Genomic DNA, 25,180 nt, shown 5'->3' with positions numbered 1-25,180 from the left:
GGCCATGATGAACCTTGCCGAATATCGCAACCGCAACACCCGGCTTGCCGACTTCCTCCCCTGGGTCGCGCTGGTCGGCGAAGGCGTCGTGCTCAACAAGGACGGAAGTCTGCAGCGCACCGCGCGGTTTCGTGGCCCCGATCTCGACAGCGCCGTGCCGGCCGAGCTGATCGCGGTCGCCGGACGGCTCAACAACGCCTTCCGGCGCCTCGGCTCCGGCTGGGCGATCTTCGTCGAGGCACAGCGGCACGGCGCCGCTACCTATCCCGCCAGCATGTTCGCCGACAGCGCGTCCGCGCTCGTAGACGCCGAACGCAAAGCGGATTTTGAGGAAGCCGGAGCGCACTTCGAGTCCAGCTACTTCCTAACTTTCCTCTATCTGCCGCCGGCCGAGGATGCCGCACGCGCCGAAACCTGGCTCTACGAAGGGCGCGATCACGCCGGCGTCGATGCCCACGAAGTCTTGCGCGGCTTCACCGATCGCACCGATCGCATCCTACAACTCATCGACGCCTTCATGCCGGAATGCGACTGGCTCGATGACGCCGAGACGTTGACCTTCCTGCACTCGACGGTTTCCACGAAGCGCCACCGCGTCCGTGTGCCCGAGACGCCGATCTATCTCGACGCGCTACTTGCGGATCAGCCGCTCACCGGCGGGCTCGAGCCGCGCCTCGGCGACACGCATCTGCGCATCCTCACCATTGTCGGATTTCCGACCGCGACCACGCCCGGCATTCTCGACGAGCTGAACCGGCTGGCCTTTCCCTACCGTTGGTCGACACGGGCCGTTCTCCTCGACAAGACCGACGCCACCAAGCTCCTCACCAAGATCCGGCGGCAATGGTTCGCAAAGCGCAAGTCGATCGCGGCCATCCTCAAGGAGGTGATGACCAACGAGGCTTCGGCGCTGGTCGATACCGACGCCGCGAATAAGGCGGCCGATGCCGACATGGCGCTGCAGGAGCTCGGCGCGGACTATGCCGGCCAAGCCTATGTGACGGCGACGATCACGGTCTGGGACGACGATCCGCGCATCGCCGCCGAGAAGCTGCGCCTCGTCGAGAAGGTCATCCAGGGGCGCGACTTCACCGCCATGCCCGAGACGATCAACGCGGTGGACGCCTGGCTCGGCAGCCTGCCTGGGCACGCCTACGCCAATGTCCGGCAACCGCCCATCAACACGCTCAATCTCGCCCACATGATCCCGCTGTCAGCGGTATGGGCGGGACCGGAACGGGACGAGCACTTCGCAGCACCCCCACTGCTGTTCGGCAAGACCGAAGGCTCGACCCCGTTCCGGCTTTCCATCCACGTCGGCGACGTCGGTCACACGCTGATCGTCGGACCGACCGGCGCCGGCAAGTCGGTGCTGCTCGCGCTGATGGCGCTTCAGTTTCGCCGTTACGCACGATCTCAGGTGTTCGCCTTCGATTTCGGCGGCTCGATCCGGGCCGCGGCACTCGCCATGCGTGGCGATTGGCACGACCTCGGCGGCCGTCTCACCGAAGGCGCCGAGGACAGCGTGTCGCTCCAGCCGCTTGCCCAGATTGACGATGTCGCGGAACGGGCCTGGGCGGCGGACTGGCTCACTGCCATTCTGGGACGCGAGAGCGTTTCGATCACGCCCGAGGTCAAGGAGCATCTCTGGTCGGCGCTCTCGTCGCTCGCCTCCGCGCCGATCGGCGAGCGCACGCTGACGGGCCTCTCGGTCCTGCTCCAGTCAAACGACCTCAAGCAGGCGCTGCGGCCGTTCTGCGTCGGAGGCCCCTATGGACGCTTGCTCGATGCCGAAGCCGAACATCTTGGACAGGCCTCGGTCCAGGCGTTCGAGACTGAAGGACTAATCGGCACGGGCGCCGCCGCCGCCGTGCTCGCCTATCTCTTCCATCGCATCGAGGATCGTCTCGACGGCCGGCCGACGCTGCTGATCGTTGACGAAGGCTGGCTCGCCCTCGATGACGAGGGCTTCGCGGGTCAGCTTCGCGAATGGCTAAAGACGCTGCGCAAGAAGAACGCCAGCGTCATCTTCGCCACCCAGTCGCTCTCAGACATCGACGGCTCGGCGATCGCACCGGCCATCATCGAGAGCTGCCAGACCCGTATCCTGCTCCCGAACGAACGGGCCATCGAACCGCAAATCACCGCGATCTATCGCCGCTTTGGGTTGAACGATCGCCAAATCGAGATCCTCGCCCGGGCCATGCCCAAGCGCGACTACTACTGCCAGTCACGGCGCGGCAATCGCCTGTTCGAGCTCGGCCTGTCGGATGTGGCGCTGGCCCTCTGTGCAACATCCTCAAAGACCGATCAGGCCGCCATCGCGCAGACTATCGCAGCTCACGGCCGGGAGGATTTCCTAGCGGCCTGGTTGCGCCAGCGCGGCCTCGACTGGGCCGCCGATCTCATCCCCAACCTCAACAACATGGAGACGTCCTCATGAACCCGCGCCGTTCGCGCGGCGTGCGCCTTGCCGCAGCGCTGCTCACCGCTTCCACCGCGTTGTCACCGATCTTCTGGGCGCCGCCAGCGGCGGCACAGTTGATCGTGAAGGATCCCACGAACTACGTGCAGAACGTGCTTCAGGCGGCCAGGTCGCTGGAGCAGATCAACAACCAGATCAGCTCCCTTCAGAACGAGGCGACGATGCTGATCAATCAGGCCCGCAATCTTGCGAGCTTGCCGTACTCATCTATCCAACAACTCCAGCAGTCAGTCCAACGCACCCAGCAGCTGCTGCAACAGGCGCAGCGGATTGCCTATGATGTCCAAAACATCGATCAGGCATTCCAGACCACCTATGGCAACGCCTCGATGTCGGCTTCCGATCAGGCGCTCGTCGCGGGTGCCCGCGAGCGCTGGCAGAACACCGTCGGCGGACTGCAAGACGCCATGCGCGTGCAGGCCGGTGTCGTCGGCAACATCGACACCAACCGGTCCGAGATGTCGTCTCTGATCGGCCGCAGCCAAGGGGCGACCGGCGCGCTGCAGGCGACGCAAGCCGGTAATCAGCTCCTCGCGCTTCAGGCGCAGCAGCTCGCGGATCTCACGGCCGTCGTCGCTGCCAACGGTCGCGCACAGGCGCTCTCAGAGGCAGAGCGCGCAGCGGCCGTCGAGCAGGGCCGTGAGCAGCGCCGCCGCTTCCTCACGCCGGGTTCCGGCTACCAGGCGGGAAACGCCCGCATGTTCCCCAACAGCGGCAACTGAGGGCGCGGCCATGGACGGCAAGATGCTCGCCCGACTTGGCGCGGTGGTATTCGTCGCGGTGGCCGTCACCGCGACGGCGATCGAGTTAAGCCGGGATGAGGAGCCGGCGGAGAGCTGGGCTTCGTCGCGACCGAGCACGGCCCCGTCCGACCCACTGCGCGAGGAGCTGTTCCGGTGCCAGGCGCTCGGCGAAGCCGGGCCGCGTGATCCTGCCTGCCTGCGGGCCTGGGCGGAGAACCGCAACCGCTTCCTCGCGCCGGGTGCTCGACCGGCCGAGCGGCTGCCGGAAGCCGCGCCAGCTCCACACCCGCCAGCGGACGCGGATGTCTCGGCCCAGCCGGTGCCGGTGTCGCCACCGACCGAGACGCGGTAGCGTCATGGGCAACACCGGCGTCATAGACCACTTCCTCGAAGTCTTCACCCGCTACATCGATTCAGGCTTCGGCTTGTTAAGCGGTGAAGTGGCGTTCATCGCCACGACCCTGATCGTGATCGACGTGACGCTGGCAGCGTTGTTCTGGTCATGGGGCGGCGACGACGACATCTTCGCCCGGCTCGTGAAGAAGACGCTGTTCGTCGGCGTGTTCGCCTACATCATCGGCAACTGGAACAACCTCGCGCGCATCGTCTTCGAGAGCTTCGCGGGCTTGGGCCTGAAGGCCAGCGGCACAGGCTTCACGACCGCCGATCTGCTGCGGCCCGGCAAGGTGGCCCAGACTGGCCTCGATGCCGGGCGGCCGCTTCTGGAATCCATCTCCGGCCTGATGGGCTATTGGTCGTTCTTCGAGAACTTCATCCAGATCGCCTGCATGTTCCTTGCCTGGGCGCTGGTGTTGCTCGCCTTCTTCATCCTAGCCATCCAGCTTTTCGTCACGCTGATCGAATTCAAGCTGACGACGCTCGCCGGCTTCGTCCTCATTCCATTCGGCCTGTTCGGCAAGTCCGCCTTCATGGCCGAACGGGTGCTCGGGAATGTCATCTCCTCCGGCATCAAGGTGCTGGTGCTAGCCGTCATCATCGGCATCGGCTCGACGCTGTTCTCCGAGTTCACCGCAGGCTTTGGCGGCGCCACGCCCTCGATCGACGAGGCCATGGCCATCGTCTTGGCCGCGCTGTCGCTCCTCGGCCTCGGCATCTTCGGCCCCGGCATCGCCAGCGGCATCGTCTCTGGCGGCCCGCAGCTCAGCGCCGGCGCAGCGGTGGGTACGGGCCTCGCGGCCGGCGGCATGATCGCCGCCGGCGCCGGCGCGGTCGGTGCCGTCGCATCCGGCGGCGCGGCCCTTGCCGGAGGCGCAGCCGCCGCGGCACGGGGCGGCGCCGCGATCGCTGGCGGAGCATCCACGGCCTACAGTCTCGGCGCAGCCGGCCAGTCCGGTGTCAGCGGCGTCGCGTCGGGCCTTGGCGGTGTCGCCCGCGCTGGCGGCAGCGCGGCCGTCTCGCCGCTGCGCCGTGCCGCCTCACGCGCCGCCGAGAGCATGCGCTCCAGCTTCAATGCCGGCGGTAAAGCCGCGTTCGAAGCGACTGGCGGCTCCTCAACGATGGGATCGGTCGGCGGCGATGCAGCCGGCGACGGCGGCGGCTCGGCTGCTCCGGCAACCGCCGGCGGACCGCCCGCATGGGCACAGCGCATGCGACGATCGCAACGCATGACCCACGCCGTCCAGGCGACCGCCCATGCCGTGCGCTCGGGCGACGCCCATGGCGGCGGCTCTTCCGTCAATCTTTCCGAAGGCGACCGCTGATGTTCAAACGACCCTCTACCCACTACGGCAAAGCCCCCGAACCCGAGACACCCTACCAGCGCGCCGCACAGGTATGGGACGAGCGGATCGGCTCCTCGCGCGTCCAGGCGAGGAACTGGCGGCTGATGGCCTTCGGCTCGCTGATCCTCTCCGCCGGCCTCGCAACTGCGCTGGTCTGGCAATCGGCGCGCGGCACGATCGTCCCCTGGGTGGTGCAGGTCGACCGGCTCGGCCAGGCCCAGGCCGTAGCCCCCGCCGTAGCCGACTATCGTCCGACCGACCCCCAGATCGCCTTCCACCTGGCGCGATTCATCGAGCAGGTCCGCTCGATCCCGGCCGACGCCATCATCGTGCGGCAGAACTGGCTGCGCGCCTACGACTTCACGACCGACCGCGGGGCAGCGGCGCTCAACGACTACGCGCGGGCCAACGACCCGTTCACCAAGGTCGGCCGACAGCAAATCGCCGTCGAAGTCTCGAGCGTCATCCGCGCGTCTCCGGACAGCTTCCGTGTCGCGTGGGTCGAGCGCCGTTACGAGAACGGCCAGCTCGCCACGACCGAGCGCTGGACCGCCATCCTGACGATCGTCGTGCAGGTCCCTCGAAACGCCGATCGGCTCAGGGCGAACCCGCTCGGCATCCATGTCAACGCCATCAACTGGTCACGGGAGCTTGGGCAATGAAACCGTATTTCCGTAAAGCCGGAAACCCGGCTTCACACATTTCCGCAGTCCCGGCTTTGCGCCGAGGCGCATTGCCGATCCTGATGCTGGCGACGTCCGCGCTTGCCGGCTGCGCCACCAGCACTCCGCCGCCCGAAATCTCCTACGACGCTGCTGCGCCAGCGGTGCAAACCGTCGATCCGCCCGCGCCGGTCACCGTCGTCGAGATCCCACGGCCGCTTCCGCTGCCGGGGCAGATGCAGCGCGTCGAGCCGTCCCGATCGACGCCGGAGCCGACCGACCCCACGGCGCGCGTGAACCAGGCCAACGCCGCGGCGCGCATCCAGCCGGTGCGTAACGGCTTCATCAACTCGATGCAGGTCTACCCATTCACCCAAGGCGCGCTCTATCAGGTCTACACCGCCGTCGGGCAGATCACCGACATTGCGTTGCAGCCGGGTGAGCAGTTGGTCGGATCGGGCCCGGTCGCCGCCGGCGACACAGTCCGCTGGATCATCGGCGACACGCAGAGTGGCGCCGGAGCGACGCTGCAGGTCCATATCCTGGTGAAGCCGACCCGGCCGGACCTGATGACCAATCTCGTCATCAACACCAACCTGCGCACCTATCACATGGAGCTGCGCTCGACCGAGCGGACCTATATGGCCTCGGTCTCCTGGCAGTATCCGCAAGACCAACTCATCGCGCTGCGCCGCCAGAACCAACAGGCTGAGGCCGCGCAGCCGGTCGCATCCGGCGTCGACCTCGCCAACGTCAACTTCCGCTACGCGGTCGATGGCGACCGCGCGCCATGGCGGCCGCTACGCGCCTTCGACGACGGCCGCCAGGTCTTCATCGAATTCCCACGCGGCATTGGCCAGGGCGAGATGCCGCCGCTGTTCGTTGTCGGCCCGGAGGGCAACACCTCGGAACTGGTGAACTACCGGGTTCGCGGTCATCACATGATCGTCGATCGGCTCTTCGCCGCCGCCGAGTTGCGATACGGCTCCGGCGATCGCCAGAAGCGCGTTCGCATCGTGCGTACCGATGGGAGGCCGGCGTCATGAGCGAGGCCAATCCCCGGAAAGAGGAAGGGCCGGACGAGGAGGCTCGGTCGTTGACCGGCGAGCCCGTGGGTCTCGCGCAGATGCGGCTGCGCGCCGAACCGCCGCGCGTCACTCGACTGTCGCGAAAAGTGCTGGCCGGTCTCGGCCTGGTCGCGAGCGTTGGGATCGGCGGTGCGCTCATCTATGCGCTTCAAACCCGCGATGGCGGTCGGCCGAACGAGGAACTTTACTCGACCGAGAACCGCCCGGCCGCCGACGGCATCGGCGGCCTACCGCGCGATTATAGCGGTGTGCCTCAGCTTGGCCCGCCGCTTCCGGGCGACCTCGGCCGCCCCATCCTTGGCGCACAGAATCGCGGCCAAATCGTACCGACGCCCGGCGTCGCCCCGCCCAACCCTGGTCTCAGTCCGGAAGAGCAGCGCCGCATTCAGGAGCTTGAATCGGCACGCACGGCGCGCTTGTTCGCCTCCACCGACACCCGGACGGCGGCAGCAACCCCATCCCATACAACGCCCGGCGCACAACCGACGCCCGATCTCACCAATCTCGGGCTGGCCCCGCCGCCGGCGACGCCAACGGCGCAGGATCGGCAGAATGCCTTCTTGAATGCAGCCGCAGATCGACGAACGGTCGCGGCTGATCGCGTCGCCGCGCCAGCCTCACCAAACGTGCTGCAGGCGGGCGCCGTGATCTCTGCCGCACTGATCACCGGGATTCGATCGGATCTCCCGGGACAGATCACGGCTCAGGTGACCGAAAATATCTATGACAGCCCGACCGGCCGCATCCTGCTTGTGCCCCAGGGGACGCGCGTCATTGGCCAATACGACAACAACGTCCAGTTCGGACAAAGCCGCGTGCTGTTGGTATGGAACAGGCTGATCTTCCCGAACGGACGGTCGATCGTTCTCGAGCGCCAGCCGGGCGCAGACGCCGAGGGCTACGCCGGCCTACAGGATGGCGTCGACTACCACTGGTGGGACCTCGCCAAAGCCGCGGGCCTCTCAACCCTGCTCAGCGTCGGCGCCGAACTCGCCGTGGACAATGACGATCGACTAATCCAGGCGATCCGCAACGGCGGTCAGGACACGATTAATGATGCGGGCCAACAGATCGTCCGGCGCCAGCTCAATATCGCTCCGACGCTCACGATTCGGCCCGGCTTCCCGGTGCGCGTCATCGTCACGCGAGACCTGGTTCTAGAACCTTATGGAGGCTCGTGATGCCCAAGCTCAAACTCGGCCCTTTGATTGACGAAAAGCCAGTCAAGATCACGGTGGAACTACCCGCTTCGTTGCATCGAGATCTGGTTGCATACGGAGATGCCATGGGCCGCGAGCACGGACAAGGGGCGATCGAGCCTTACAAGCTCGTTGTTCCGATGTTGGAGCGCTTCATCGCGACGGATCGCGGCTTCACAAAGCTCCGCCGGGCTCAAACCGCCGGTTAATGCTCACCGCGAAGTCTTAGGCGCTCCGTCAAATGTCTCAGCGCCGGGTTCGCGCATTGAGCGGGCCAAACCGCGGTCCATTGCAGGTGATCTGCGGACTGAACAGGCAAGATGCGCAAGTCGGGGGCGTTCGGGCCGATCATGGACTTCACTGCGAGCGTCAGTCCGAACCCCTCTCGCACCAGGTATATGAGATTGTCTCTACCGACTTGCTGCAAAGATAGTTGCGGTCTGCTGCCGAGGCGTCGCAGATGCCGCCCCAGAATCTCCGTGACCTTGAGCCCAAAGGCGTCCGAACTGACAAGGATTGTCTCTTCGGTGAGGTCGCTCCATCCGACAGTCGCTAGCCGCGCAAGAGGATGTTCGGCCGACGTAACGACGACGAGCGGCTCTTTCCAAACAGGCAACGCGTCACACCCCTCGATCTGCGGCTCTCCGATGACAAAGGCGACATCGAGCCGCCCTCGCGATACGCCCGCGAGGGTGTCATCGAACGAAGCTTCCTCCACTCGGATCTTCACCTTCGGATATTTTCGTCGATAGGTTCTCAGGAGTTCCGGCAAGGGGCCTTGAGTAAGCGTTCCCATCAGGCCGATCCGCAAGTGCCCGTGTTGCCCGGTGTGGGACGACGCCAATTCCTTGACCGCCCTGTGGAGATGCTCCGCTCCAACACGCGCTTCCTGAAGGAAATGGCTACCAATGGGAGTCAGGACGACCCCAGTACGGCGGCGCTCGAACAGAGCGACGCCGAGCCGCCGCTCGAGAAGCTGTACTCGGCGTGTGAGCGTAGACTGGTTGACCCCGATGGATAGTGCCGCGCGACGGAACGATCCGTACTCCGCGGCAAGATGGGCATAACGAAGGTATCGCAGGTCAAGCGAGAGATCGGGCACTCTCGGCCCTCCGCTCCGACCTCCGCATGGACGGCGTGAGCTTGTAGTTCATCCGACGCGATCGCCAGCCTGGGCCGCAGGTAGCCATCCAAAACCAACCTGCCGACGAGATCCATCTATCCCCGAACCTCCTTCGGAAGCTCTCTTCCATTCCTCTAAACTCCGCATTATAACCCTTAAAAACCACTATATGCGATTGGTTCTCCTATACAGGGAATTTAGAGGAACTTAAAGCCTGCCAGGGGTAACAAAATGTCGGAAGAGTTCTATACGGTCGAGTTCGCCGCGGAGCAGTTGAAGCTGCATCCAAAGACCGTCCTCAAGTTCATTCGTCAGGGTCAATTGCGCGCCACCAAGGTTGGCCGCCAGTATCGCATCTTGCGCTCAGACCTTGCCGCCTTGGTTGGTGATCATCGTTCGGCTCGGGGCACGTCGCGCGAGGTTAGGTCGACCACGATCGTCGATATCTCCAACGCGGATGCCGAGTTCGCACGGAGGATGGCGGCACTTCTGACCGGCGCCCGCAAGGCAAACGGCCGGTCTGCCGAGCCCATGAGCGTGGACGTCACACACGATCCGGCGAACAAGCAGGTCAAGATCATCATCGTCGCCCGGCCATCGGATGCTGCCGAGCTCCTGCAACTCTCCGAAGTCCTGCTGGAGGGGCGTACATGAGTTCCGCCTTCCGAACGCCAGAAGGCGCGAAGGCGGTCCGCGAGAGCTATGAGCACCTTCTGGAGCATTGGCCCTCGCCAAGCCGTCGCCATCTTGTGCCGACCTCAGCGGGCGAAACGTTTGTGATTGAAAGCGGCCCGCTCGATGCATCGGCCGTCGTCCTGTTGCATGGCACTGCCGCGAATTCCGCTATGTGGCTGAGCGACGTCGTCGCGTGGACCCAGCGATTCCGCGTGTTTGCTGTCGACATCATCGGCGATGCTGGTCTCAGCGCCTTCAACCGCCCCGCGCTCGATACCGACGCGCATGCGCGATGGCTAGACGAGGTCCTCGCCGCTCTTTCGATCCAACCCGCGTCGCTGGTCGGCATCTCCATGGGCGGCTGGCTCTCGCTCGACTACGCGACGCGCCGTCCTGAGCGCGTGCAGAAACTCGTCGTCATCAACCCTGCCGGTGTCGGGCAGCCTCGGAACGTCCTCATCTGGGCGCTGCCGCTCTTGATGCTTGGCCGGTGGGGCCGCCGCAAGATGATTGAGCGGATCGCCGGAGGTCCGAGCGGTGCGCCGTCCCCGGATCAAGCGGCAGTGGCAACCTTCCTAGAACTGATCTTCAGTCACTTCCGGCCGCGCACAGCGGCGCTCCCCCGGTTCGAGGATGCTGCGTTAGATCGGCTATCGATGCCTGTCCTGGCGATCATCGGTGGTAAGGACGTCTTTATCGACGCGCCCGGCACCCGCGCGCGTCTCGAGGCGCACGTTCATGACCTGACGATGTCGTTCCTTCCAGACGCCCATCACTTCGTACCCGGTCAGACTTCGAAGATCGAAGCATTCCTGGCGGCCAAACCGACAGCGTCAGCATAGGAGCGTCGCTTTGAAGGAGAAGATCGATATCAACCTCGTCAAAGCCCTTCGGAAGCGCACCGCGGCCGGAGTGATGAGTTGCAGAGACGCACTGATCGACACAGGTGGCGACCTCGATTCGGCAGTGAAACTCCTGCATGAACGGCATCTATTACCCGCCGCGACCGAGCGACGACCTACTGCCGAGGGGCTGCTTGCTTTCCTCGTTGATGGTCGTTGCGGCGTCATCGTTGAGCTCGCTGCAGAGACAGACTTCACTGCCCGCAATCCGCTGTTTCAACAAGCAGCGCAAGCTATCGCGCGTGCCACGTTCACGGTTGGAGGCGAATTAGCCGATACGCTCGCAGCGCCGTCGCCCGATGGTCAGGGAGACATCGCAGGCTATGTGCGACGACTGGCTGCAACGTTCGGCGAGAACATTCATGTCCGGAGGGCAAGCATCCTCAGGACCGAGAATGGGTTGATCGGCGCATACGCGCACAATCCGCCGGTGCCGGGCCTTGCGAGAATGGTGGCGCTGGTGGCAATCAGCGGACATGCCCCCGGTTCGTCTCGCAATTTAGTTGCCAAGAAGCTGGCCATGCACGTCGTCGGCGCCGCGCCGCTGTGGTCGAGCGTCGATCATGTTCCGCCGTCGATTCGCGATCAGAAGCGGTTGAGAATCGACGACGACCGTGAGCATAGCCCAGACGAACGCGACGTCAGTTCCGCCATCGAAGCACGGCTGGAGCGGTTCTACGATCAGACCGTCCTTCCTCGACAACGCTACCTGCTCGACCCCTCGATGACCGTCGCCGAGTTTCTGGCTGCCGAGGCCGGGTCCGATGCTCACATCGAGGGTTTCGTCTGTTTCCGCATTGGAGAGGACGCCGCGCACGACGCGCGTGTTGCCGAAGCTGCGGAGTTCGAATGGACCTTCGGCAACGATTGGTCTGACGAGCGCCCTTCGAAACTGACCGCCATCGGCAATGAGCGGGTCTTTGAGATCTCGCCTCGTGGACCGAAGCTGCGGGACGATCGTGACGCCGTCGATCTTATCAATGCGGCATGGTCGGGCGGAGCGACCATCATCGCCCTGCCTGTGGAGCGTCTGTCGACGGACTTCTTCCCCCTCAGCACAAGGAAGGCCGGGACGATTCTGCAGAAGTTCTCGAACTTCGGCACACGCGTCGCCATTGTCGGCGACATTTCCTCCGAACTCAGCGCGAGTTCGGCGCTGCGCGACTTCGTCTACGAATCCAACCACCGCGGTCAGGTCGTGTTCGTTCCCGACCTGAAAGCACTGACACAAGGATTGCGGAGATCACAGCACGACAACGGGGATACCGCACGAAAAGTCTAAGCGTCGCGATCGTCTACCATAGTGGGTACGGTCACACCGAACGCCTTGCGAAGGCCGTCGCCACTGACGCTGCCTCGATCGACGGCGTCGAGGTGGTAAGCCTCGACGTCGAGGCGGCAGCCAAGGCATGGGATACGCTGGAGCAAGCCGACGCGATGATTTTCGGAGCTCCGACCTACGTTGCAGGCGCCTCGGCTGCCCTTAAGGCGTTCCAAGAAGCGAGTTCGACGGCGTTGGCCACTTCGTCGCGTGCAACGCGTCGAAGCGGTTCAACCCGGCTGTGATCGACTTTATCAACGACCAGGAACGGCTCCGAGCCGTCGCGTGATGAGGGAGCTTTGACTCCGGCGAACGCATCCGCACTACGAAAAAGGCCATGCGAACCGCCGCAAAGACGCTTCTGACTCTGTCCCGAGGAGGAGAAAACCCCGCCGATGTGCACGCTATTGCCCGATATCACCGCACACGTTCACGCGGGGGCTTCAATGCGGAACATCTATCGCCTTCTATCTCCACAAGAGCAAAGAAGTGGAGATACGGTATGAGCGCCGCGCAGCATGTCGCCCGCAGGACAATTCGCCGGCAGCAGCTACGAGAGATCGTGCCGCTTGCCGACAGCACGATCTACGACATGGAGCAGCGAGGAGAATTCCCGCAGCGCTTCTATCTCACCGCGCGCTGCGTCGTCTGGGACTTGGCGGAGGTCGAAGCCTGGCTCGAGGCTCGGCGTCACGCCTCTCGGGCTAATGCTGTTAAGCGCGCTCCAAGCCCCGACGTGAGATTGCGCCGTTCGCGGCCCGTCAAACACTAGGCTCCAGCTCAAGCAGTTCCATCGTGGCCGGCAGAAGCGTCGGAACATACTTTCGCCCCACGACCCACGCGTCCACCAGATTGGACCACTCTTGCATCATATGCCGGCGTTGATGCTCGTACTCCGCCTTGTTGTAGACACCACGCGAGGATCGGCCGTCCTCGTGCGCGAGGCACTTCTCGATCCAGTCACTGTTGAAGCCGAGCTCATTCAACAGGGTCGAGCCTGTGCGTCGAAGATCGTGAACAGTGAAGGGTTCGAGCGGAAGCCCCTCCTTTTTCGCCCTGACAACGACCGCGGTCGTGATTCGGTTGAACGTCGCCCGCGACATCGGCGCGTCAGCGTCATATCGCGACGGAAGGACATAGCGCGAATTGCCTGCGCAGGTTCTTAGCGCGATGAAAATGTCGACAGCCTGCTGTGACAGATAGACGTTGTGTGCCTTCGACCGCTTCATTCGCTCCTTGGGTATCGACCAGACGGCATTCTCGAAATCGACTTCATCCCACGTCGCGTCTTGCAGCTCGCTTTTCCTGACCATCGTTAGGAGGAAGAGCTTCATTCCCAGCCGTATAGTCGGCAACGTCGGCACATGCTCGAGCTGACCGAGCATGACGCGGATCTCCGCAGGAGACAGCGAACGGTCTTTAGGAACGAACGTCGCAATAGATGCGGGCCCAACTTCGTCCGCCGGATTCGCGACCTTCTCGCCATGCAAGATTCCGAACGCGAAGATCAGCTTCACGATATCCCGCACATGGACGGCCGTGGCTGGAGCCCCGCGCTCTTTCACTTTCCCGCACATCATGCGGAGATCGTCAGGCGTGATCTCTGTCAGAAGCCTGTTTCGGAACGTTGGCAAGATGTCGCGCTCGTAGATCGAGCGCCGCATGGCGCGCGTGCTGTCCGCCATACGCGACTCCTGGAACCACTTCTCGCCAAACTCGCCGAACCGCTTCGCCTCCTTCAGTCGCCGCTTGTCGTGCTGCTTCTCTTGAGCAGGCGACCGGCCCTCAGAAATGGCCCGCTTCGCATCGATCAGCTTCTCGCGAGCCCTGGCAAGTGAAAGGCCATCTGGGCCGTATCGGCCGAGCGTCAGCGTCTCGCGACGCCCGTTGAGGCGGTAGTCGTACCGGAACACGATGGCCCCCGACGGCTGCACCACGACGTACATACCGTCACGATCGCTAACCTTGTACAGTTTCTTCTGTGATCTCAGCGCCTTAATCGCAGTATCAGTAAGCATGGGAGCCTCCAAAACCGTCCTAAAAACAGCAGAGAGGCACCCATTATACCGTCAGGCCAAAACAGGGGGCGCTGGAAGCGGAATTCCCTTTTCTATTCAGCCTGTTATTTCCAAAAACGATACCGTCAGCAGCTCTCTTAGCCTTGACGGTATAGCGAAATCCTCGATTGAACAAGTTCCCCCATACCGTCTTCCATACCGTCAAATCGGAGCGCTGCCCCTCGATAGACGACGATAGATTCTGCGATAGTTATCTTTATATTTCAATCGGTTACGTCGTACTGGGGCGTACAAATGGATACTGCGGGAGGGGCCTAAATCATTCCCACTCGATCGTACCAGGCGGCTTCGAGGTGACGTCGTAGACCACCCGGTTGATGCCGCGCACTTCGTTGATGATGCGGGTCGCGGCGCGGCCGAGGAATTCCATGTCGTAGTGGTAGAAGTCCGCCGTCATGCCGTCGACCGAGGTGACGGCGCGCAGCGCGCAGACGAATTCGTAGGTGCGGCCATCACCCATGACGCCGACGGTCTGAACGGGCAGCAGCACGGCGAAGGCCTGCCAGATGGCGTCGTAAAGGCCGGCCTTGCGGATTTCGTCGAGATAGATCGCATCGGCCTCGCGCAGGATCTCCAGCTTTTCGCGGGTGATACCGCCGGGGCAGCGGATCGCCAGGCCGGGGCCTGGGAAGGGGTGGCGGCCGATAAAACTGTCGGGCAGGCCGAGTTCGCGGCCGAGCGCGCGCACCTCGTCCTTGAAGAGCTCGCGCAGCGGCTCGACGAGCTGCATCTTCATGCGCTCCGGCAGGCCGCCGACATTGTGATGCGATTTGATCGTCACCGACGGGCCGCCGGTGAAGGAAACGCTCTCGATCACGTCGGGATAGAGTGTGCCCTGGCCGAGGAAATCGGCACCGCCAAGCTTCTTTGCCTCTTCCTCGAAGGTCTCGATGAACAGCCGGCCGATGATCTTGCGCTTGGTTTCCGGGTCGCTGACGCCTTCGAGTTCGCCGATGAAGCGATCGGCGGCATCGACGTGCAGCAGATGCAAATTGTAGTGCTCGCGGAACATGGCGACGACGCCGGCCGCCTCGTCCTTACGCATCAGCCCGTGGTCGACGAGGATGCAGGTCAGCTGGTCGCCGACGGCCTCGTGGATCAGGAGGGCCGCGACGGAACTGTCGACGCCGCCCGAAAGCGCGCAGATGACGCGCTTGTCGCCCACCTGCGCGCGGATCTGCTCGACCGCCTTCTGGCGATAGGCCGACATCGACCAGTCGCCCTTGATGCCGGCAACGTTATGAATGAAATTGCCGATCAGCTTGGCGCCGTCAGGCGTATGCACGACTTCCGGGTGGAACTGCACGCCGTAATATTTACGCTTCTCGTCGGCGATGAAGGCGTAGGGCGCGTTGGAGGAGGTGGCGACCACTTCGAAACCATCCGGCAGCGCGGTGACGCGGTCGCCATGGCTCATCCAGACCTGGTGGCGCGAGCCGGAGGACCAGAGGCCCTCGAACAGCTGGCAGTCCCTGTCGACCTCGAGGAAGGCACGGCCGAATTCGCGGTGGTGGCCGCTCTCTACCTTGCCGCCGAGCTGCATGCACATCGTCTGCTGGCCATAGCAGATGCCGAAGACCGGCAGACCGCTGTCGAAGATCATCTGGGGCGCTCGCGGCGATCCCTCGTCCACCGTGGAAGCCGGGCTGCCGGACAGGATCACGGCCTTCGGCTGCAGGCGGTTGAAGCCTTCTTCGGCCGATTGGAAGGGAACGATCTCGCAATAGACGCCGGCCTCGCGCACGCGCCGTGCAATGAGCTGGGTCACCTGGCTGCCGAAATCGACGATGAGAACGGAGTCGGGATGTGCTGTCTGGGTCATGGCGAGGCTTTAATGAAAAGCGCTTCGCCTGGCAATCCGGGAAATCGGCGGGATCAGGTTTTTATTGTTCCGATTGTCCCCCGCGCGTCTGACAAGGCGCGCGGCGCTTCAAGGGCTCAGAACCAGAAAACCCCGTCCTCCAGCGCCGTGAACAGGCTGTCGACGCCATAGGAGAGCTTGCGGTCGACGATGTGCAGATATTCGGTCCAGCCGGAGATATGCTGTAGCTCGACGGCGCCGTCGGAAATGCCGCGAAGGCCGATCAGCGGCAGCTTGTAGCCCTGGCAGGCCCGCAGCACCGCATAGGTCTCCATGTCGACCATGTCGGCGTCGATGCCTGTATAGGCGGCGCCCGAGATGATGTTGCCGCCGGTGGAAAGGCTTGCTTCGGCAATGCCGGGAATGCGCAGCGGCAGCTCAAGCGTTGCGGGCAAGTCGAGAAAGGGTGTCTTGCCCTTTTCGAAGCCGAGCGGCGAGGCGTCCATGTCGCGGTAGGAAACCGAGGTCACCTGATAGATTTCGGTCTGCTCCAGTTTCGCGGAGCCGGCCGAGCCGAGGGAGACGACGAGATCGGGCAGGTCGTCGACGGCATCCAGCCGCGCCAATGTCTTGCTCAGCGCGATGGCTGCCTCGACCGGACCGACGCCGGTCATCAAAGGTTCGATGCGCGAACGCAGGAAGGGACCGTATTCGGCCTCCGCCGCCATGACGAAAAGGATGGATTTCCCGGCGACCGATTTCAGTTCAAACTTCATCCCGTAATGCCCTCTCTACCGCGGATCACCATCATCGTTCCGGTCATGGAGGCGATGAGTTTCGCCGGCCCGTCGCTGATCGCGTAGCCTCGTCCGTCGGCAACGATGATGGTGGAGCCGGGTTTGGTGATTTCCCCGCGAAACAGGAAACGATCGCCACGCCCCGGCGACATGAGATTGACCTTGAACTCGATCGTCAGGATCGAGGCTTCCGGGTCGATGACGCTGTAGGCCGCAAAGCCGCAAGCCGAATCGAGCGCCGCGGAAATGATGCCCGCATGCAGGATGCCGTGCTGCTGTGTCAGTTTGACGTCGAAAGGAAGCTCGATCTCGACGACGCCGTGCTCGACGCGCGTCAGCTCTGCGCCGATCGTTTCCATCGCCGCCTGACGCGCAAAATTGCGGCGGATTCGCGCGCGGAAATCGCCCCTGTCAGTCTCGCTCATGTCTGCCCCTCTTGCAGCCGCGAAAGTGGCATGGCGCGCCGCATTCGACAAGCTGGACATTGCTGAATTCGGTCCGGGCGGCGATGGAAACCCGGGACCGTGTCGCCGGGGCAACCCTTCACCTTTCCGCCGCCGTGCAAGCCGGTACAGCTGGCCGGTACCGCTGGCCAATACCGCTGGATCTTGGCGATCCGATGCGAAGACGATTGCAGCTTCGCGCGGTGCGCGTATTCTCCGCATCGGGTCGCGAAATGATGGAGCGCCAGCATGACGACGATATCGCAATCGGTGCGGAATTTCGAGACCTGGCTGGCCGGCGAACTCGGTGACGATCTCGTCAAGGACGATCTGCGGGAGAAGCACGAGAAGATGCGAGGCGACGATTTCGTCTTCCTGCGCGCCACCTATTGGCGCTGGTGCGAGATCGTCCTCGATATCTGCCCGGAACTCGGCCGCGCTCCCGAGGTATTGGCAATCGGCGATACGCATCTGGAGAATTTCGGCACCTGGCGCGATGTCGAGGGCCGGCTCGTCTGGGGCGTCAATGATTTCGACGACGCGGCGGTGATGCCCTATGCGCTGGATCTCGTTCGCCTTGCTGCAAGCGCCGTCCTGGCCCGCGGCGGCGACGGTCCCTCGGTTCGCATGATCGGCCAATTGATCTTGAGCGGCTATCGCCGCGGCCTCGAAAATCCGCTGCCCGTCATCCTCGAGCGCGACCACAAATGGCTGCGCAAGGCGCTGCTGCTGCCGAATTCCGAACGCCGGGAATTCTGGGAGAAATATGAAATGTTGCAGCCCGGCAAGAAGCCGGCACCATCAGCCTATGTCAAGGCGCTTGCAGACGCGCTGCCGTTGGGATCAGGACCTTTCGTGGCGAAGCCGCGCAGCGGCGGCACCGGCAGCCTCGGCCGGCCGCGTTTCGTCGCCTATGCCGAATGGCAAGGTGGACCGGTGCTGCGCGAGGCAAAGGCGCTGGTGCCGTCCGCCTGGTCGCTTCGCCACAGGCCGCAGGATGTGGCGATCCATGCAAGCGAGATCGCCAATGGGCGGGCGCGCTCAGCCGATCCTCACTACCGGGTCTCCGGCCGCATCCTCGTGCGCCGGCTCTCGCCGAACAGCTGCAAGATCGAAATCGACCGGCATCCGGAGATCCTGCTTTCGCCGACGATGCTCGAACTGATGGGCTTCGAGATCGCCAATTGCCATTCCGACGATGCGGCGGCGATTGCGTCGATCTCGAAGGATTTGGCAGCGCGGGGAAACGACTGGCTGCATGAGGCGGCAAGGGCCGCGGCATCGAGCGTCAGCGCCGAGCAGAAAGCCTATTCGCGTAGCGGCTAAAACTCTGCTTCCGTGATTAGATCCGCACGATGTGCTGATCCCAGGCGACGTCGCTACGGGTCGACAGGAAATCGCCGTCATAGGAAGAAACGGCAAAGCCGCTTCTTGCCGGCGCGATGCCCGCTGCATCCCGAACGGAAGTCTCGGCCAGCATCCTGCCCGTCCTAGCGTCGATGGTCACCGAGGCGCCGCCCTTCGGCGAGGTGATGCCGACGAGACCTTCGCTGCGATTGACGGCGATCGCCCCGACGTAATTGGCAAGCCTGCGCGTCGTCTCCTCCGGCAGGTCGATGAAGGTAAGATTCTCGCCCTTGGCGAAATGGCCGACAAGCGGCGGCAAATCCTTGCGGTGGCCTTCATACTGGCAGGCGAACCAGATGCGACCCTCGCCGTCGAGATCGACATGGCGGGTGGAGAGTTCTGCCCATTCTGCCGGCAGCACATGTTTTTCGACCAGCGCCCCGGTTGCCGCATCGATCAGCGCCAGCGACGGCTGCATCTCTCCGAGATTGAGCTTGGTGCGGCCGAAATCCGGATGCGTCTCGATGCCGCCATTGGCGACGATGAGCAGGCGTCCGTCGTCGGACACCGTCATGTCGTGCGGACCGATGCCGTAGGTCTCGAATTCGCCGATGCGGGCGAAGCGGTTGGTGGCGTCGTAGAGGCCGATCATGCCCCGATTGCCGTCGAAGTCGTTCTCGCTGGCGTAGAGCAAGCGGCCGTCAGGAGAGAAGGCGCCGTGGCCGTAGAAATGCCGGTCCTCCCTGGAGCTGATGACGATCGGCTCGCTTTTGTTCCAGGGATCGAAGATCATCGCATAGGTGCCGGGCCGGCGCGCGAAGGCGACCGTCTTGCCGGTACTGGCGCTGAAGGCCATGCCGTGGGCGCGGGCGGGAAGCGCCACCTGATCGACGATCTCGCCGCGCTCGGTCACGGTCGCAATGGCAAAGGAGCCGTCGGCTGCCCGAATGCCCGAGGCATAGACCGCATCGGTCCGCTCGAGTGCCATCAGCGACCTCGGCGCCAAAGAAGCAAGGAAGCCAAGGCCGGCCGCCTTGACGAAGTTGCGTCGGTCGATTGCGGCACTTTGCATCATCGTCTCAGTCTCCGTCCGAAAAGGAAAAGCCGGCCGAAAGGCCGATGGCTGCGCCATATTCGTCGCTGATCCGGGTGATCAGGTCGCGGCTTTCGGCAAGCAGCGTATCGAGCTTGGCCTTCTCCGCATCGCTTGTGGCGACGTCGATGTCGGGATTGAGCTTCGGTACGCTGTCGAGCAGCGATTTGAAGTCCTCGTCGATCGCGGCGGCAATCGGCTGCTTGTCCGGCGGCAGAAGTTCGGCCATGCCGGCCTTCTGCCAGAGCGTGCGCAGGCCCTCCAGATTGGCGGCCATCGATTTCCAGGTATTCTTGGAGCGCCAGTAGATCGCCATGCGCGGCCGTGGCGTGGTGTCCTTGCCCTTGTAGAACTGCTCCAGCCGCTGGTCGCGGACCTTCTCCGCGCCATGGACGAGAATGCCGAGCAACGCCGTCACCGCTTCCTTGTTGTCCATGAAATCATTGCTCTGCGGTCCTGGATGTTTCCAGCTCGCCTGCACGCCGTCGGGCTTTTCCCAGGCGGCGACGACTTCGCCGGCCTCACGCTGGATATTGCCGGCGACCGCCTGGCCGTAAAGGCAGCGGAAACTGCCCTTCTGCCCGACGAGATCGTCGGAGCCATTGCCGTAAAGCACGTATTCCAGCGCCGTCAGCCCTTGCAACGCAACACTCTTGCCGGCGATCGCATCAACGGTCGCATCGTTCGGATCGGCCTTGGCGATCAGCGCCTGCACCTGCTTGAGGCCGACGCCCTTGCGGTCGGGATAAAACAGGATGTGCTCGAAGAGATTGTCCTGGATAACAGGCCCGGTCTGGACGATCTCGATGATCGACCAATAGCGGATCGTGTCGTCGAAGGTGGACTTCGCTTTGTCGAGCGTCTGCTGCGTGCCGTCGGCGCAAAGATCCTTCATCGCCGTCGTCAGCCGGGCGGCCGATTGCTGCATGTTGCGATAGCCGGGACGGATCACCTCGTCGACGGCGCGCTGCATGACGGCGGGAACGGCATCCTCGTTCAGCCCTGCCGGGGGAGTGGCCGTCTGGGCGGCCGCGGATGTCGCGAGACCGATCACAGGAAGGCAGAGCAGGGGGTGCCAAAGGCGCATCAAAGTGACTCCAGGAATGTAATCAGGGCCGCCCTGTCGTCTTTCGGCAGGGCGGAGAAAGCGTTGCGGGCCTTTTCAGCTTCGCCGCCATGCCAGAGGATCGCTTCGGTGAGGCTCCGCGCACGGCCGTCATGCAGGAAAAAGCTGTGTCCGCTGACAGTCCGGGTCAGTCCTATACCCCATAGCGGCGGCGTGCGCCATTCACGTCCGCTTGCAAGGCCGACCTGCTGCCCGTCGGCAAGCCCGTCGCCCATGTCGTGCAGAAGAAAGTCGGAATAGGGCCAGATCAGCTGGAAGGACTGCGCTTTGTCGGGCGCATCCCGCCGGGTGACGAATTTCGGCACATGGCAGGAAATGCAGCCGCTTTCGTAGAAGATCCGCTTGCCCTGCAGCGTCTCGGCGAAACTCGCCTTGCGGCGCGCCGGAACGGCAAGATTTCCGGAATAGAAGGTGACGAGGTCGAGAATGGGAGCTGGCGCTTCTTCTGCGCCCAGCCTTTTCTGCACGCCGGTCGGCATATCAAGGCATTTCTCTTCCGCCTTGGTGCAATCGCCCTGCGCATCCGGGTGATCGGGCGTCGAGATGCCGATATCATTGGCAAAGGCATCGGCACTCTGGTCGCGCACCGTGGCGTTCTGCGCCTTCCAGCCGAAGCGGCCGAGCGCGATCTTGCCGCTGCGATGGTCGCGCACGATCGCCGCCTTCCCCGAAATGCCGTCGCCGTCGGCATCGTCCGGATCGGCATGGGCAAGGATATCGGCTTCGGGAATGGCCTCGATCAGTCCGAGGCCGATCATCGCCGAGGCGACACGCGGCGAAATCGTCGTCGCGGGGTCGAGCGGCCCATAGCCAAGGTTCGTCACCGCATAACTCGGCCGGCGCAGCGACACGGTCTCGCCGTCGCCGAGCGTCACCCTCTCTTCGCGGTAGCTGATCGCCATCTTCCCTTCGGCGGCAAGGCCGGGAACGGCGAGATCCTGCAGCTGGTGGCCGTAGACCGGATCGGGAAAATTGACGACATCAGCCTGCGCGATGGCCTTTTCGTCCTCCGGCGTCGTGGCGGCGCGGGAAAGCCGCAGGAACATCGAGGTGGCGCTCGGACCTCCCTCCGGCGGTTTGCCGCGGCCGTCATTGACATGGCAGCTCATGCAGGAGCGGGCGTTGAACAGCGGCCCGAGACCATCGGAAGCCTGCGTCGAGGAGGGAGCGGACACCCAGAGCTTGCGGAAGAGCGCATTGCCGAGTTTGAAATTCTGCTCTTCCTCGAAGGGGATGTTGGCCGAAATATGCGAGAAGCTGTCCTCGGTGACAGGGTCGATCGAGGTCGTCGCCCCTGCCTGCATCGCTTCGTATTGTTCGGCTTTGGAAAAATCCGCTGTCGGCCGGGTGACGTCGGCGACGCGTTGCAGATCGGATTCGGAAAGGTCGGTGCGTTTCGTCGGCAGGTCGAAACCGGCGGCTATGCTGACGGGCGCGGCTGCAAGAGCCGCGAAGGCGGCGATGCGAATGGATAGGCGACGTTTTGATAAGAGGCGATGATCCCGAGCGGCAAACTCAACGGTGCCCGCGCGCGCTTCCCCCTCTGCTCCCTCATTCCTGTGCTCGTCACAGGAATCCAGTGCGCCCAAGTCTTTGGGCGCGGAAGACTCCCCTTTGACCGAGTCATTCACGGCGCCGACGCGCCGTGGCTGGATTCCTGTGACGAGCACAGGAATGAGGGAGGCAATAGATGGCATTTCAGGGTCCGGGCCGCTCCGGCTGTCGAAGCGGCCCGCCTTTTTGCTTATTTGAAGACGGCGTTAGGATTATCCAAGCTGTCGGAACCTTCAAGCTGAACCGTGCCGAGATCGAGTGCGGCAATAACGCGCTGCACCGATTTCGTCTGGTCGATCAGCCCGTCGATGGCGGCCTGGACGACGGCGTTGCCTTCCTTGTTGCCTTCGCCGATCATCTGGTCGTACTTCTCGACGGTCTCGCCGCGCTTTGCCATGGCATTCATCGCATCGAGTGTCTTGTTGAGCTTGCCTTCCACTTCGGCATCGAGCGCCTTGTCCTTGGCGGCTACCAGATCGTGCAGCGATGGGCCGCTGAGCTTGCTGCCGTCGACGCGGGTATAGTTGCCGGTATAGGCGGCAGCGATGCCGATCGCGTCGTTGAGATGCGAGTTGTAGGTATTGTCCGAGAAGCAATCATGCTCTTCTTCCGGATCGTGCAGCAGCAGGCCGAGCTTCATGCGCTCGCCGGCAAGCTCGCCGTAGGAAAGCGAACCCATGCCGGTCAGGATCGCCACGAGGCCGGCCTTCGGATCGGTTTCGACGTTCTTCGTCGCTGCACCATCCGGCTTCCAGTTGTCGGTCATTTCCTGCAGATCGGAAACGAGCAGGGTGGAGGCGGACTTCAGATATTCGGCGCGGCGGTCGCAATTGCCGTGCGTGCAGTTCTTGAGGTCGTAATCGGTTGCCGGGCGGTCGCCGGCGCCGGGACCCGTGCCGTTCAGATCCTGACCCCAAAGCAGGAATTCGATGGCGTGATAGCCGGTCGCGACATTGGCTTCGATGCCGCCGGCCTCGGCGAGCGTGCCGGAGAGGAATTCCGGTGTCAGCTTGGAGGCGTCGACATCCTTGCCGTCGATCTTGATCGTCTTGTTGGCGATGACATTGGCCACATAGAGAGAATTCTCGTCGCTCTCGGTGCCGTAGGAAGCATCGACATAGTCGATCAGGCCTTCATCGAGCGGCCACGCATTGACCTTGCCTTCCCAGTCGTCGACGATCGGATTGCCGAAGCGATAGACTTCCGTCTGCTGGTAGGGGACACGCGCCTTGATCCAGGCCTCCCTGGCGGCCTTGAGCGTCGCATCGGTCGGCGCCTTCAGGAAGGCGTCGATCGCGGCGTCGAGCGCCTTGGCCGTCGTCAGCGAGTCCTCGTATTTCGCATGCGCCACGTCGGCATAGTGTTTCACCACGGCGGCAGCATTGGTCTCGGCATGCGCGGGAAGGGCGAGCAGGGCTGCGGGGGCGATCGCCAGCACGGCTGCGCGGAATTTGCGGTTGAGCTTCATGATCCTCTCCTGTGACGGGATTTTCCGTCTAATCGGGCTCCGTCTCTTCGCGCAAAAGCAAACTGGTGTCAAACACTCTAGTTTGGAATGATTTTAAGAATGGACAGGCGCGGCTAACCGGTCATTTTTGAACGGTATCTGCTTGAAAAATTCGCAGCAACCGCGCCATTTCGCTGCGGCATCGCTATCCGTCACAGGCCTCCGCGGAAACCGCCTCAGCCCTTCCGCTGCATACGGCAGAAGAAGAAGCCGTCCGTGTCGGTGGAGGCGGGCGTCAGCGTCACCGTCAGTCCGTCGGAAGAATGCGGACGCGGGGCGTCCTTTCCGAAGAGCTGATCCCAAGCAGGCAGGGCGCTGACGATCTGAAAATCAGGATTGGCGGCCGTGAAGCGGCGCGCCTGTTCCTCGTTCTCCTGGGGCAGCACCGAGCAGGTCACGTAGATCAGTTCGCCGCTAGGCTTGACGAAGTCGCTCGCCTGCGCCAGCGCTTCCTGCTGCTGGGCGGTGCGTTCGTCGAGGTTCTTCGCCGTCAGCCGCCACTTCGTATCGGGGCGGCGGCGCCACGTGCCGGTGCCGGTGCAGGGCGCGTCGACCAGCACCTTGTCGCAGCGTCCGGCAAGGGCGGAGAGCGCCCTGGCGTCGTCATGCACCTGGACATTGCGTGTGCCTGCCCGCTTCAGCCGCTCGATGATCGGCGCCAGCCGTTTGCGGTCGGCGTCATAGGCGTGAACCTGTCCCTTGTTCTGCATGGCCGCCGCCATGGCGAGCGTCTTGCCGCCACCGCCGGCGCAATAGTCGAGAACCTGTTCGCCATCATGGGCGAGGACCAGGTCGGCGACGATCTGCGATCCCTCGTCCTGAACTTCGAACCAGCCTTTCTGGAACGAAAGCTCGGCTGTCACGTTGGGAAGACGCGAGGCGCCTTCGCCGGCGGCAATCCGGATGCCGTGGCGGGCGATCTTCGCGGCATGCGCGCCAGCTCTTTCGAGCGCCTTGACGACCTTGTCGCGGGAGGCTTTGAGCAGGTTGGCGCGCAGATCGAGCGTCGGGCGGGCGGCGAGCGCCTGTGCCTCGGCGAGCCAGCCGGCGCCAAAGGCCTGTTCGAAGGAGGATTGGACCCATTCGGGAATATCGCCGCGGATATGCGGCGGCGCATCGTCGAGCGAGCGGCTTTGAAAGGCCGCAACAGCGTCGGCCGAAAGCGGCGCCGGCGCAAACTTGTCATCCGCCAGCTCACTGGCAAGGCTATCCGGGGTGAAACCCCATTGGCGGAACATGACGGCATGGGCAATGGCCGCGGCACTGTCGTCATCCATCAGCCAGGCATGGGAAAGCCGCATGCGCAGTGCGTCATAGACGATGTTGCCGATCGCAGCACGATCGCCGGAGCCGGCGAAGCGGTGCGCGAGGCCCCAGTCCTTCAGCGCGTCGGCGACGGGCCGCGTGCGGGCATCGATGTCCGCGAGCACAGAAATCGCCCCTTCGAGGCGGCCGCCCAGACGCATTCACATGTCTCCTGTTGCCATGGCATGT

24 protein-coding genes are annotated in these 25,180 nt (G+C 63.6%); 14 read left to right on the top strand and 10 right to left on the bottom strand.

Annotation, left to right across the window (positions count from 1 at the left end; translation table 11 throughout):
• Positions 1-4 precede the first annotated feature (4 nt).
• From trbE to OIU37_RS17920, 8 genes are read left to right on the top strand one after another with little or no spacing between them, the layout of a single operon-like run.
• On the top strand, positions 5-2,443 hold the full coding sequence (trbE, locus tag OIU37_RS17955; protein ID WP_264258212.1) for a conjugal transfer protein TrbE: 2,439 nt from the start codon (positions 5-7) through the stop codon (positions 2,441-2,443).
• Entirely contained in the window at positions 2,440-3,207 is a 768-nt protein-coding gene (gene trbJ, locus OIU37_RS17950; protein ID WP_264258211.1) for a P-type conjugative transfer protein TrbJ, read from the top strand. Before trbE ends, trbJ begins: the two co-directional genes overlap by 4 nt.
• A gap of 10 nt (positions 3,208-3,217) precedes the next feature.
• Entirely contained in the window at positions 3,218-3,580 is a 363-nt protein-coding gene (gene trbK-alt, locus OIU37_RS17945; RefSeq protein WP_264258210.1) for a putative entry exclusion protein TrbK-alt, read from the top strand.
• A 4-nt stretch (positions 3,581-3,584) separates the two neighbouring features.
• Positions 3,585-4,949 (top strand): P-type conjugative transfer protein TrbL, encoded by a 1,365-nt coding sequence (gene trbL, locus OIU37_RS17940; protein WP_264258209.1) that lies wholly within the window; start codon positions 3,585-3,587, stop codon positions 4,947-4,949.
• Positions 4,949-5,632, top strand: coding sequence for a conjugal transfer protein TrbF (trbF, locus tag OIU37_RS17935; protein ID WP_264258208.1), 684 nt, complete (start codon positions 4,949-4,951; stop codon positions 5,630-5,632). Before trbL ends, trbF begins: the two co-directional genes overlap by 1 nt.
• Positions 5,629-6,678, top strand: coding sequence for a P-type conjugative transfer protein TrbG (gene trbG, locus OIU37_RS17930; RefSeq protein ID WP_264258207.1), 1,050 nt, complete (start codon positions 5,629-5,631; stop codon positions 6,676-6,678). Before trbF ends, trbG begins: the two co-directional genes overlap by 4 nt.
• Positions 6,675-7,901, top strand: a complete 1,227-nt coding sequence (locus OIU37_RS17925) for a TrbI/VirB10 family protein (RefSeq protein ID WP_264258206.1) — start codon at positions 6,675-6,677, stop codon at positions 7,899-7,901. The genes trbG and OIU37_RS17925 overlap by 4 nt, the downstream gene beginning before the upstream one ends.
• Positions 7,901-8,128: a DUF2274 domain-containing protein gene (locus tag OIU37_RS17920; protein WP_264258205.1), complete on the top strand. Its 228-nt coding sequence runs from the start codon at positions 7,901-7,903 to the stop codon at positions 8,126-8,128. The genes OIU37_RS17925 and OIU37_RS17920 overlap by 1 nt, the downstream gene beginning before the upstream one ends.
• Here the strand turns inward: OIU37_RS17920 and OIU37_RS17915 are convergent.
• Positions 8,125-9,021: a LysR family transcriptional regulator gene (locus OIU37_RS17915; RefSeq protein ID WP_264258204.1), complete on the bottom strand. Its 897-nt coding sequence runs from the start codon at positions 9,019-9,021 to the stop codon at positions 8,125-8,127. The genes OIU37_RS17920 and OIU37_RS17915 overlap by 4 nt on opposite strands.
• Positions 9,022-9,273: 252 nt before the next feature.
• Here OIU37_RS17915 and OIU37_RS17910 point away from each other — a divergent pair, with 252 nt between their 5' ends.
• The 5 genes from OIU37_RS17910 (at position 9,274) to OIU37_RS17890 (ending at position 12,712) form a co-directional block, all read left to right on the top strand.
• Positions 9,274-9,696, top strand: a complete 423-nt coding sequence (locus OIU37_RS17910) for a helix-turn-helix domain-containing protein (RefSeq protein ID WP_264258203.1) — start codon at positions 9,274-9,276, stop codon at positions 9,694-9,696.
• A complete protein-coding gene (locus tag OIU37_RS17905; RefSeq protein WP_264258202.1) occupies positions 9,693-10,559 on the top strand; it encodes an alpha/beta fold hydrolase in 867 nt (288 codons plus the stop codon). Before OIU37_RS17910 ends, OIU37_RS17905 begins: the two co-directional genes overlap by 4 nt.
• Positions 10,560-10,569: 10 nt before the next feature.
• A complete protein-coding gene (gene tsf, locus OIU37_RS17900) occupies positions 10,570-11,901 on the top strand; it encodes a translation elongation factor Ts (protein ID WP_264258201.1) in 1,332 nt (443 codons plus the stop codon).
• Positions 11,796-12,185 carry a flavodoxin family protein gene (locus OIU37_RS17895; protein ID WP_372353419.1) on the top strand — a complete coding sequence of 130 codons (390 nt, stop codon included), beginning with the start codon at positions 11,796-11,798 and terminating at the stop codon, positions 12,183-12,185. Before tsf ends, OIU37_RS17895 begins: the two co-directional genes overlap by 106 nt.
• Positions 12,186-12,442: 257 nt before the next feature.
• Positions 12,443-12,712, top strand: a complete 270-nt coding sequence (locus OIU37_RS17890) for an AlpA family transcriptional regulator (RefSeq protein WP_264258200.1) — start codon at positions 12,443-12,445, stop codon at positions 12,710-12,712.
• Here the strand turns inward: OIU37_RS17890 and OIU37_RS17885 are convergent.
• The 4 genes from OIU37_RS17885 to OIU37_RS17870 form a co-directional block, all read right to left on the bottom strand.
• On the bottom strand, positions 12,702-13,958 hold the full coding sequence (locus OIU37_RS17885; RefSeq protein ID WP_264258199.1) for a tyrosine-type recombinase/integrase: 1,257 nt from the start codon (positions 13,956-13,958) through the stop codon (positions 12,702-12,704). The two genes, OIU37_RS17890 and OIU37_RS17885, sit on opposite strands and share 11 nt — an antisense overlap.
• Before the next feature lie 319 nt (positions 13,959-14,277).
• Positions 14,278-15,840 carry a glutamine-hydrolyzing GMP synthase gene (gene guaA / locus OIU37_RS17880; protein WP_264258198.1) on the bottom strand — a complete coding sequence of 521 codons (1,563 nt, stop codon included), beginning with the start codon at positions 15,838-15,840 and terminating at the stop codon, positions 14,278-14,280.
• Positions 15,841-15,956: 116 nt separating this feature from the next.
• On the bottom strand, positions 15,957-16,595 hold the full coding sequence (locus tag OIU37_RS17875) for a 5'-methylthioadenosine/S-adenosylhomocysteine nucleosidase (RefSeq protein ID WP_003544703.1): 639 nt from the start codon (positions 16,593-16,595) through the stop codon (positions 15,957-15,959).
• Complete coding sequence (locus tag OIU37_RS17870; RefSeq protein ID WP_003544704.1) at positions 16,592-17,041, bottom strand: PaaI family thioesterase; 450 nt, start codon at positions 17,039-17,041, stop codon at positions 16,592-16,594. The genes OIU37_RS17875 and OIU37_RS17870 overlap by 4 nt, the downstream gene beginning before the upstream one ends.
• 267 nt (positions 17,042-17,308) lie before the next feature.
• Here OIU37_RS17870 and OIU37_RS17865 point away from each other — a divergent pair, with 267 nt between their 5' ends.
• Complete coding sequence (locus OIU37_RS17865) at positions 17,309-18,385, top strand: DUF2252 domain-containing protein (RefSeq protein WP_264258197.1); 1,077 nt, start codon at positions 17,309-17,311, stop codon at positions 18,383-18,385.
• Positions 18,386-18,401: 16 nt separating this feature from the next.
• On the opposite strand, the gene OIU37_RS17860 is transcribed toward OIU37_RS17865, so the two are convergent.
• The 5 genes from OIU37_RS17860 to OIU37_RS17840 all read right to left on the bottom strand — a co-directional run bounded on the left by OIU37_RS17860 (position 18,402) and on the right by OIU37_RS17840 (position 25,152).
• Positions 18,402-19,481 (bottom strand): DUF1513 domain-containing protein, encoded by a 1,080-nt coding sequence (locus OIU37_RS17860; RefSeq protein WP_171601892.1) that lies wholly within the window; start codon positions 19,479-19,481, stop codon positions 18,402-18,404.
• Positions 19,482-19,485: 4 nt separating this feature from the next.
• Positions 19,486-20,586: an imelysin family protein gene (locus OIU37_RS17855; protein WP_264258196.1), complete on the bottom strand. Its 1,101-nt coding sequence runs from the start codon at positions 20,584-20,586 to the stop codon at positions 19,486-19,488.
• Positions 20,586-22,322, bottom strand: a complete 1,737-nt coding sequence (locus OIU37_RS17850) for a di-heme oxidoredictase family protein (RefSeq protein WP_264258195.1) — start codon at positions 22,320-22,322, stop codon at positions 20,586-20,588. Before OIU37_RS17850 ends, OIU37_RS17855 begins: the two co-directional genes overlap by 1 nt.
• Before the next feature lie 47 nt (positions 22,323-22,369).
• Entirely contained in the window at positions 22,370-23,647 is a 1,278-nt protein-coding gene (locus OIU37_RS17845; RefSeq protein ID WP_171601889.1) for an imelysin family protein, read from the bottom strand.
• 215 nt (positions 23,648-23,862) lie between these two features.
• Positions 23,863-25,152, bottom strand: coding sequence for an RsmB/NOP family class I SAM-dependent RNA methyltransferase (locus tag OIU37_RS17840; RefSeq protein ID WP_264258194.1), 1,290 nt, complete (start codon positions 25,150-25,152; stop codon positions 23,863-23,865).
• Between the last annotated feature and the right edge of the window lie 28 nt (positions 25,153-25,180).

This window comes from Rhizobium sp. BT-226 (assembly GCF_025847085.2).
In the GTDB taxonomy this organism is placed as follows: domain Bacteria; phylum Pseudomonadota; class Alphaproteobacteria; order Rhizobiales; family Rhizobiaceae; genus Rhizobium; species Rhizobium sophorae.
The sequence above is the reverse complement of the archived record's forward strand: the minus strand, read 5'-3'. Positions and strand labels throughout refer to the sequence as shown.

Excerpts from the sequence above, each read along its gene's own strand:
- OIU37_RS17885 (WP_264258199.1), bottom strand. The coding sequence starts at position 13,958 with ATGCTTACTGATACTGCGATTAAGGCGCTGAGATCACAGAAGAAACTG.
- OIU37_RS17870 (WP_003544704.1), bottom strand. The coding sequence starts at position 17,041 with ATGAGCGAGACTGACAGGGGCGATTTCCGCGCGCGAATCCGCCGCAAT.
- trbE (WP_264258212.1), top strand. The coding sequence starts at position 5 with ATGATGAACCTTGCCGAATATCGCAACCGCAACACCCGGCTTGCCGAC.
- OIU37_RS17840 (WP_264258194.1), bottom strand. The coding sequence starts at position 25,152 with ATGCGTCTGGGCGGCCGCCTCGAAGGGGCGATTTCTGTGCTCGCGGAC.
- trbL (WP_264258209.1), top strand. The coding sequence starts at position 3,585 with ATGGGCAACACCGGCGTCATAGACCACTTCCTCGAAGTCTTCACCCGC.
- OIU37_RS17875 (WP_003544703.1), bottom strand. The coding sequence starts at position 16,595 with ATGAAGTTTGAACTGAAATCGGTCGCCGGGAAATCCATCCTTTTCGTC.
- OIU37_RS17855 (WP_264258196.1), bottom strand. The coding sequence starts at position 20,586 with ATGCGCCTTTGGCACCCCCTGCTCTGCCTTCCTGTGATCGGTCTCGCG.
- OIU37_RS17905 (WP_264258202.1), top strand. The coding sequence starts at position 9,693 with ATGAGTTCCGCCTTCCGAACGCCAGAAGGCGCGAAGGCGGTCCGCGAG.
- OIU37_RS17890 (WP_264258200.1), top strand. The coding sequence starts at position 12,443 with ATGAGCGCCGCGCAGCATGTCGCCCGCAGGACAATTCGCCGGCAGCAG.
- guaA (WP_264258198.1), bottom strand. The coding sequence starts at position 15,840 with ATGACCCAGACAGCACATCCCGACTCCGTTCTCATCGTCGATTTCGGC.
- OIU37_RS17865 (WP_264258197.1), top strand. The coding sequence starts at position 17,309 with ATGACGACGATATCGCAATCGGTGCGGAATTTCGAGACCTGGCTGGCC.
- OIU37_RS17920 (WP_264258205.1), top strand. The coding sequence starts at position 7,901 with ATGCCCAAGCTCAAACTCGGCCCTTTGATTGACGAAAAGCCAGTCAAG.
- OIU37_RS17845 (WP_171601889.1), bottom strand. The coding sequence starts at position 23,647 with ATGAAGCTCAACCGCAAATTCCGCGCAGCCGTGCTGGCGATCGCCCCC.
- trbF (WP_264258208.1), top strand. The coding sequence starts at position 4,949 with ATGTTCAAACGACCCTCTACCCACTACGGCAAAGCCCCCGAACCCGAG.
- OIU37_RS17850 (WP_264258195.1), bottom strand. The coding sequence starts at position 22,322 with ATGCCATCTATTGCCTCCCTCATTCCTGTGCTCGTCACAGGAATCCAG.
- OIU37_RS17925 (WP_264258206.1), top strand. The coding sequence starts at position 6,675 with ATGAGCGAGGCCAATCCCCGGAAAGAGGAAGGGCCGGACGAGGAGGCT.
- OIU37_RS17860 (WP_171601892.1), bottom strand. The coding sequence starts at position 19,481 with ATGATGCAAAGTGCCGCAATCGACCGACGCAACTTCGTCAAGGCGGCC.
- trbJ (WP_264258211.1), top strand. The coding sequence starts at position 2,440 with ATGAACCCGCGCCGTTCGCGCGGCGTGCGCCTTGCCGCAGCGCTGCTC.
- OIU37_RS17910 (WP_264258203.1), top strand. The coding sequence starts at position 9,274 with ATGTCGGAAGAGTTCTATACGGTCGAGTTCGCCGCGGAGCAGTTGAAG.
- trbG (WP_264258207.1), top strand. The coding sequence starts at position 5,629 with ATGAAACCGTATTTCCGTAAAGCCGGAAACCCGGCTTCACACATTTCC.
- trbK-alt (WP_264258210.1), top strand. The coding sequence starts at position 3,218 with ATGGACGGCAAGATGCTCGCCCGACTTGGCGCGGTGGTATTCGTCGCG.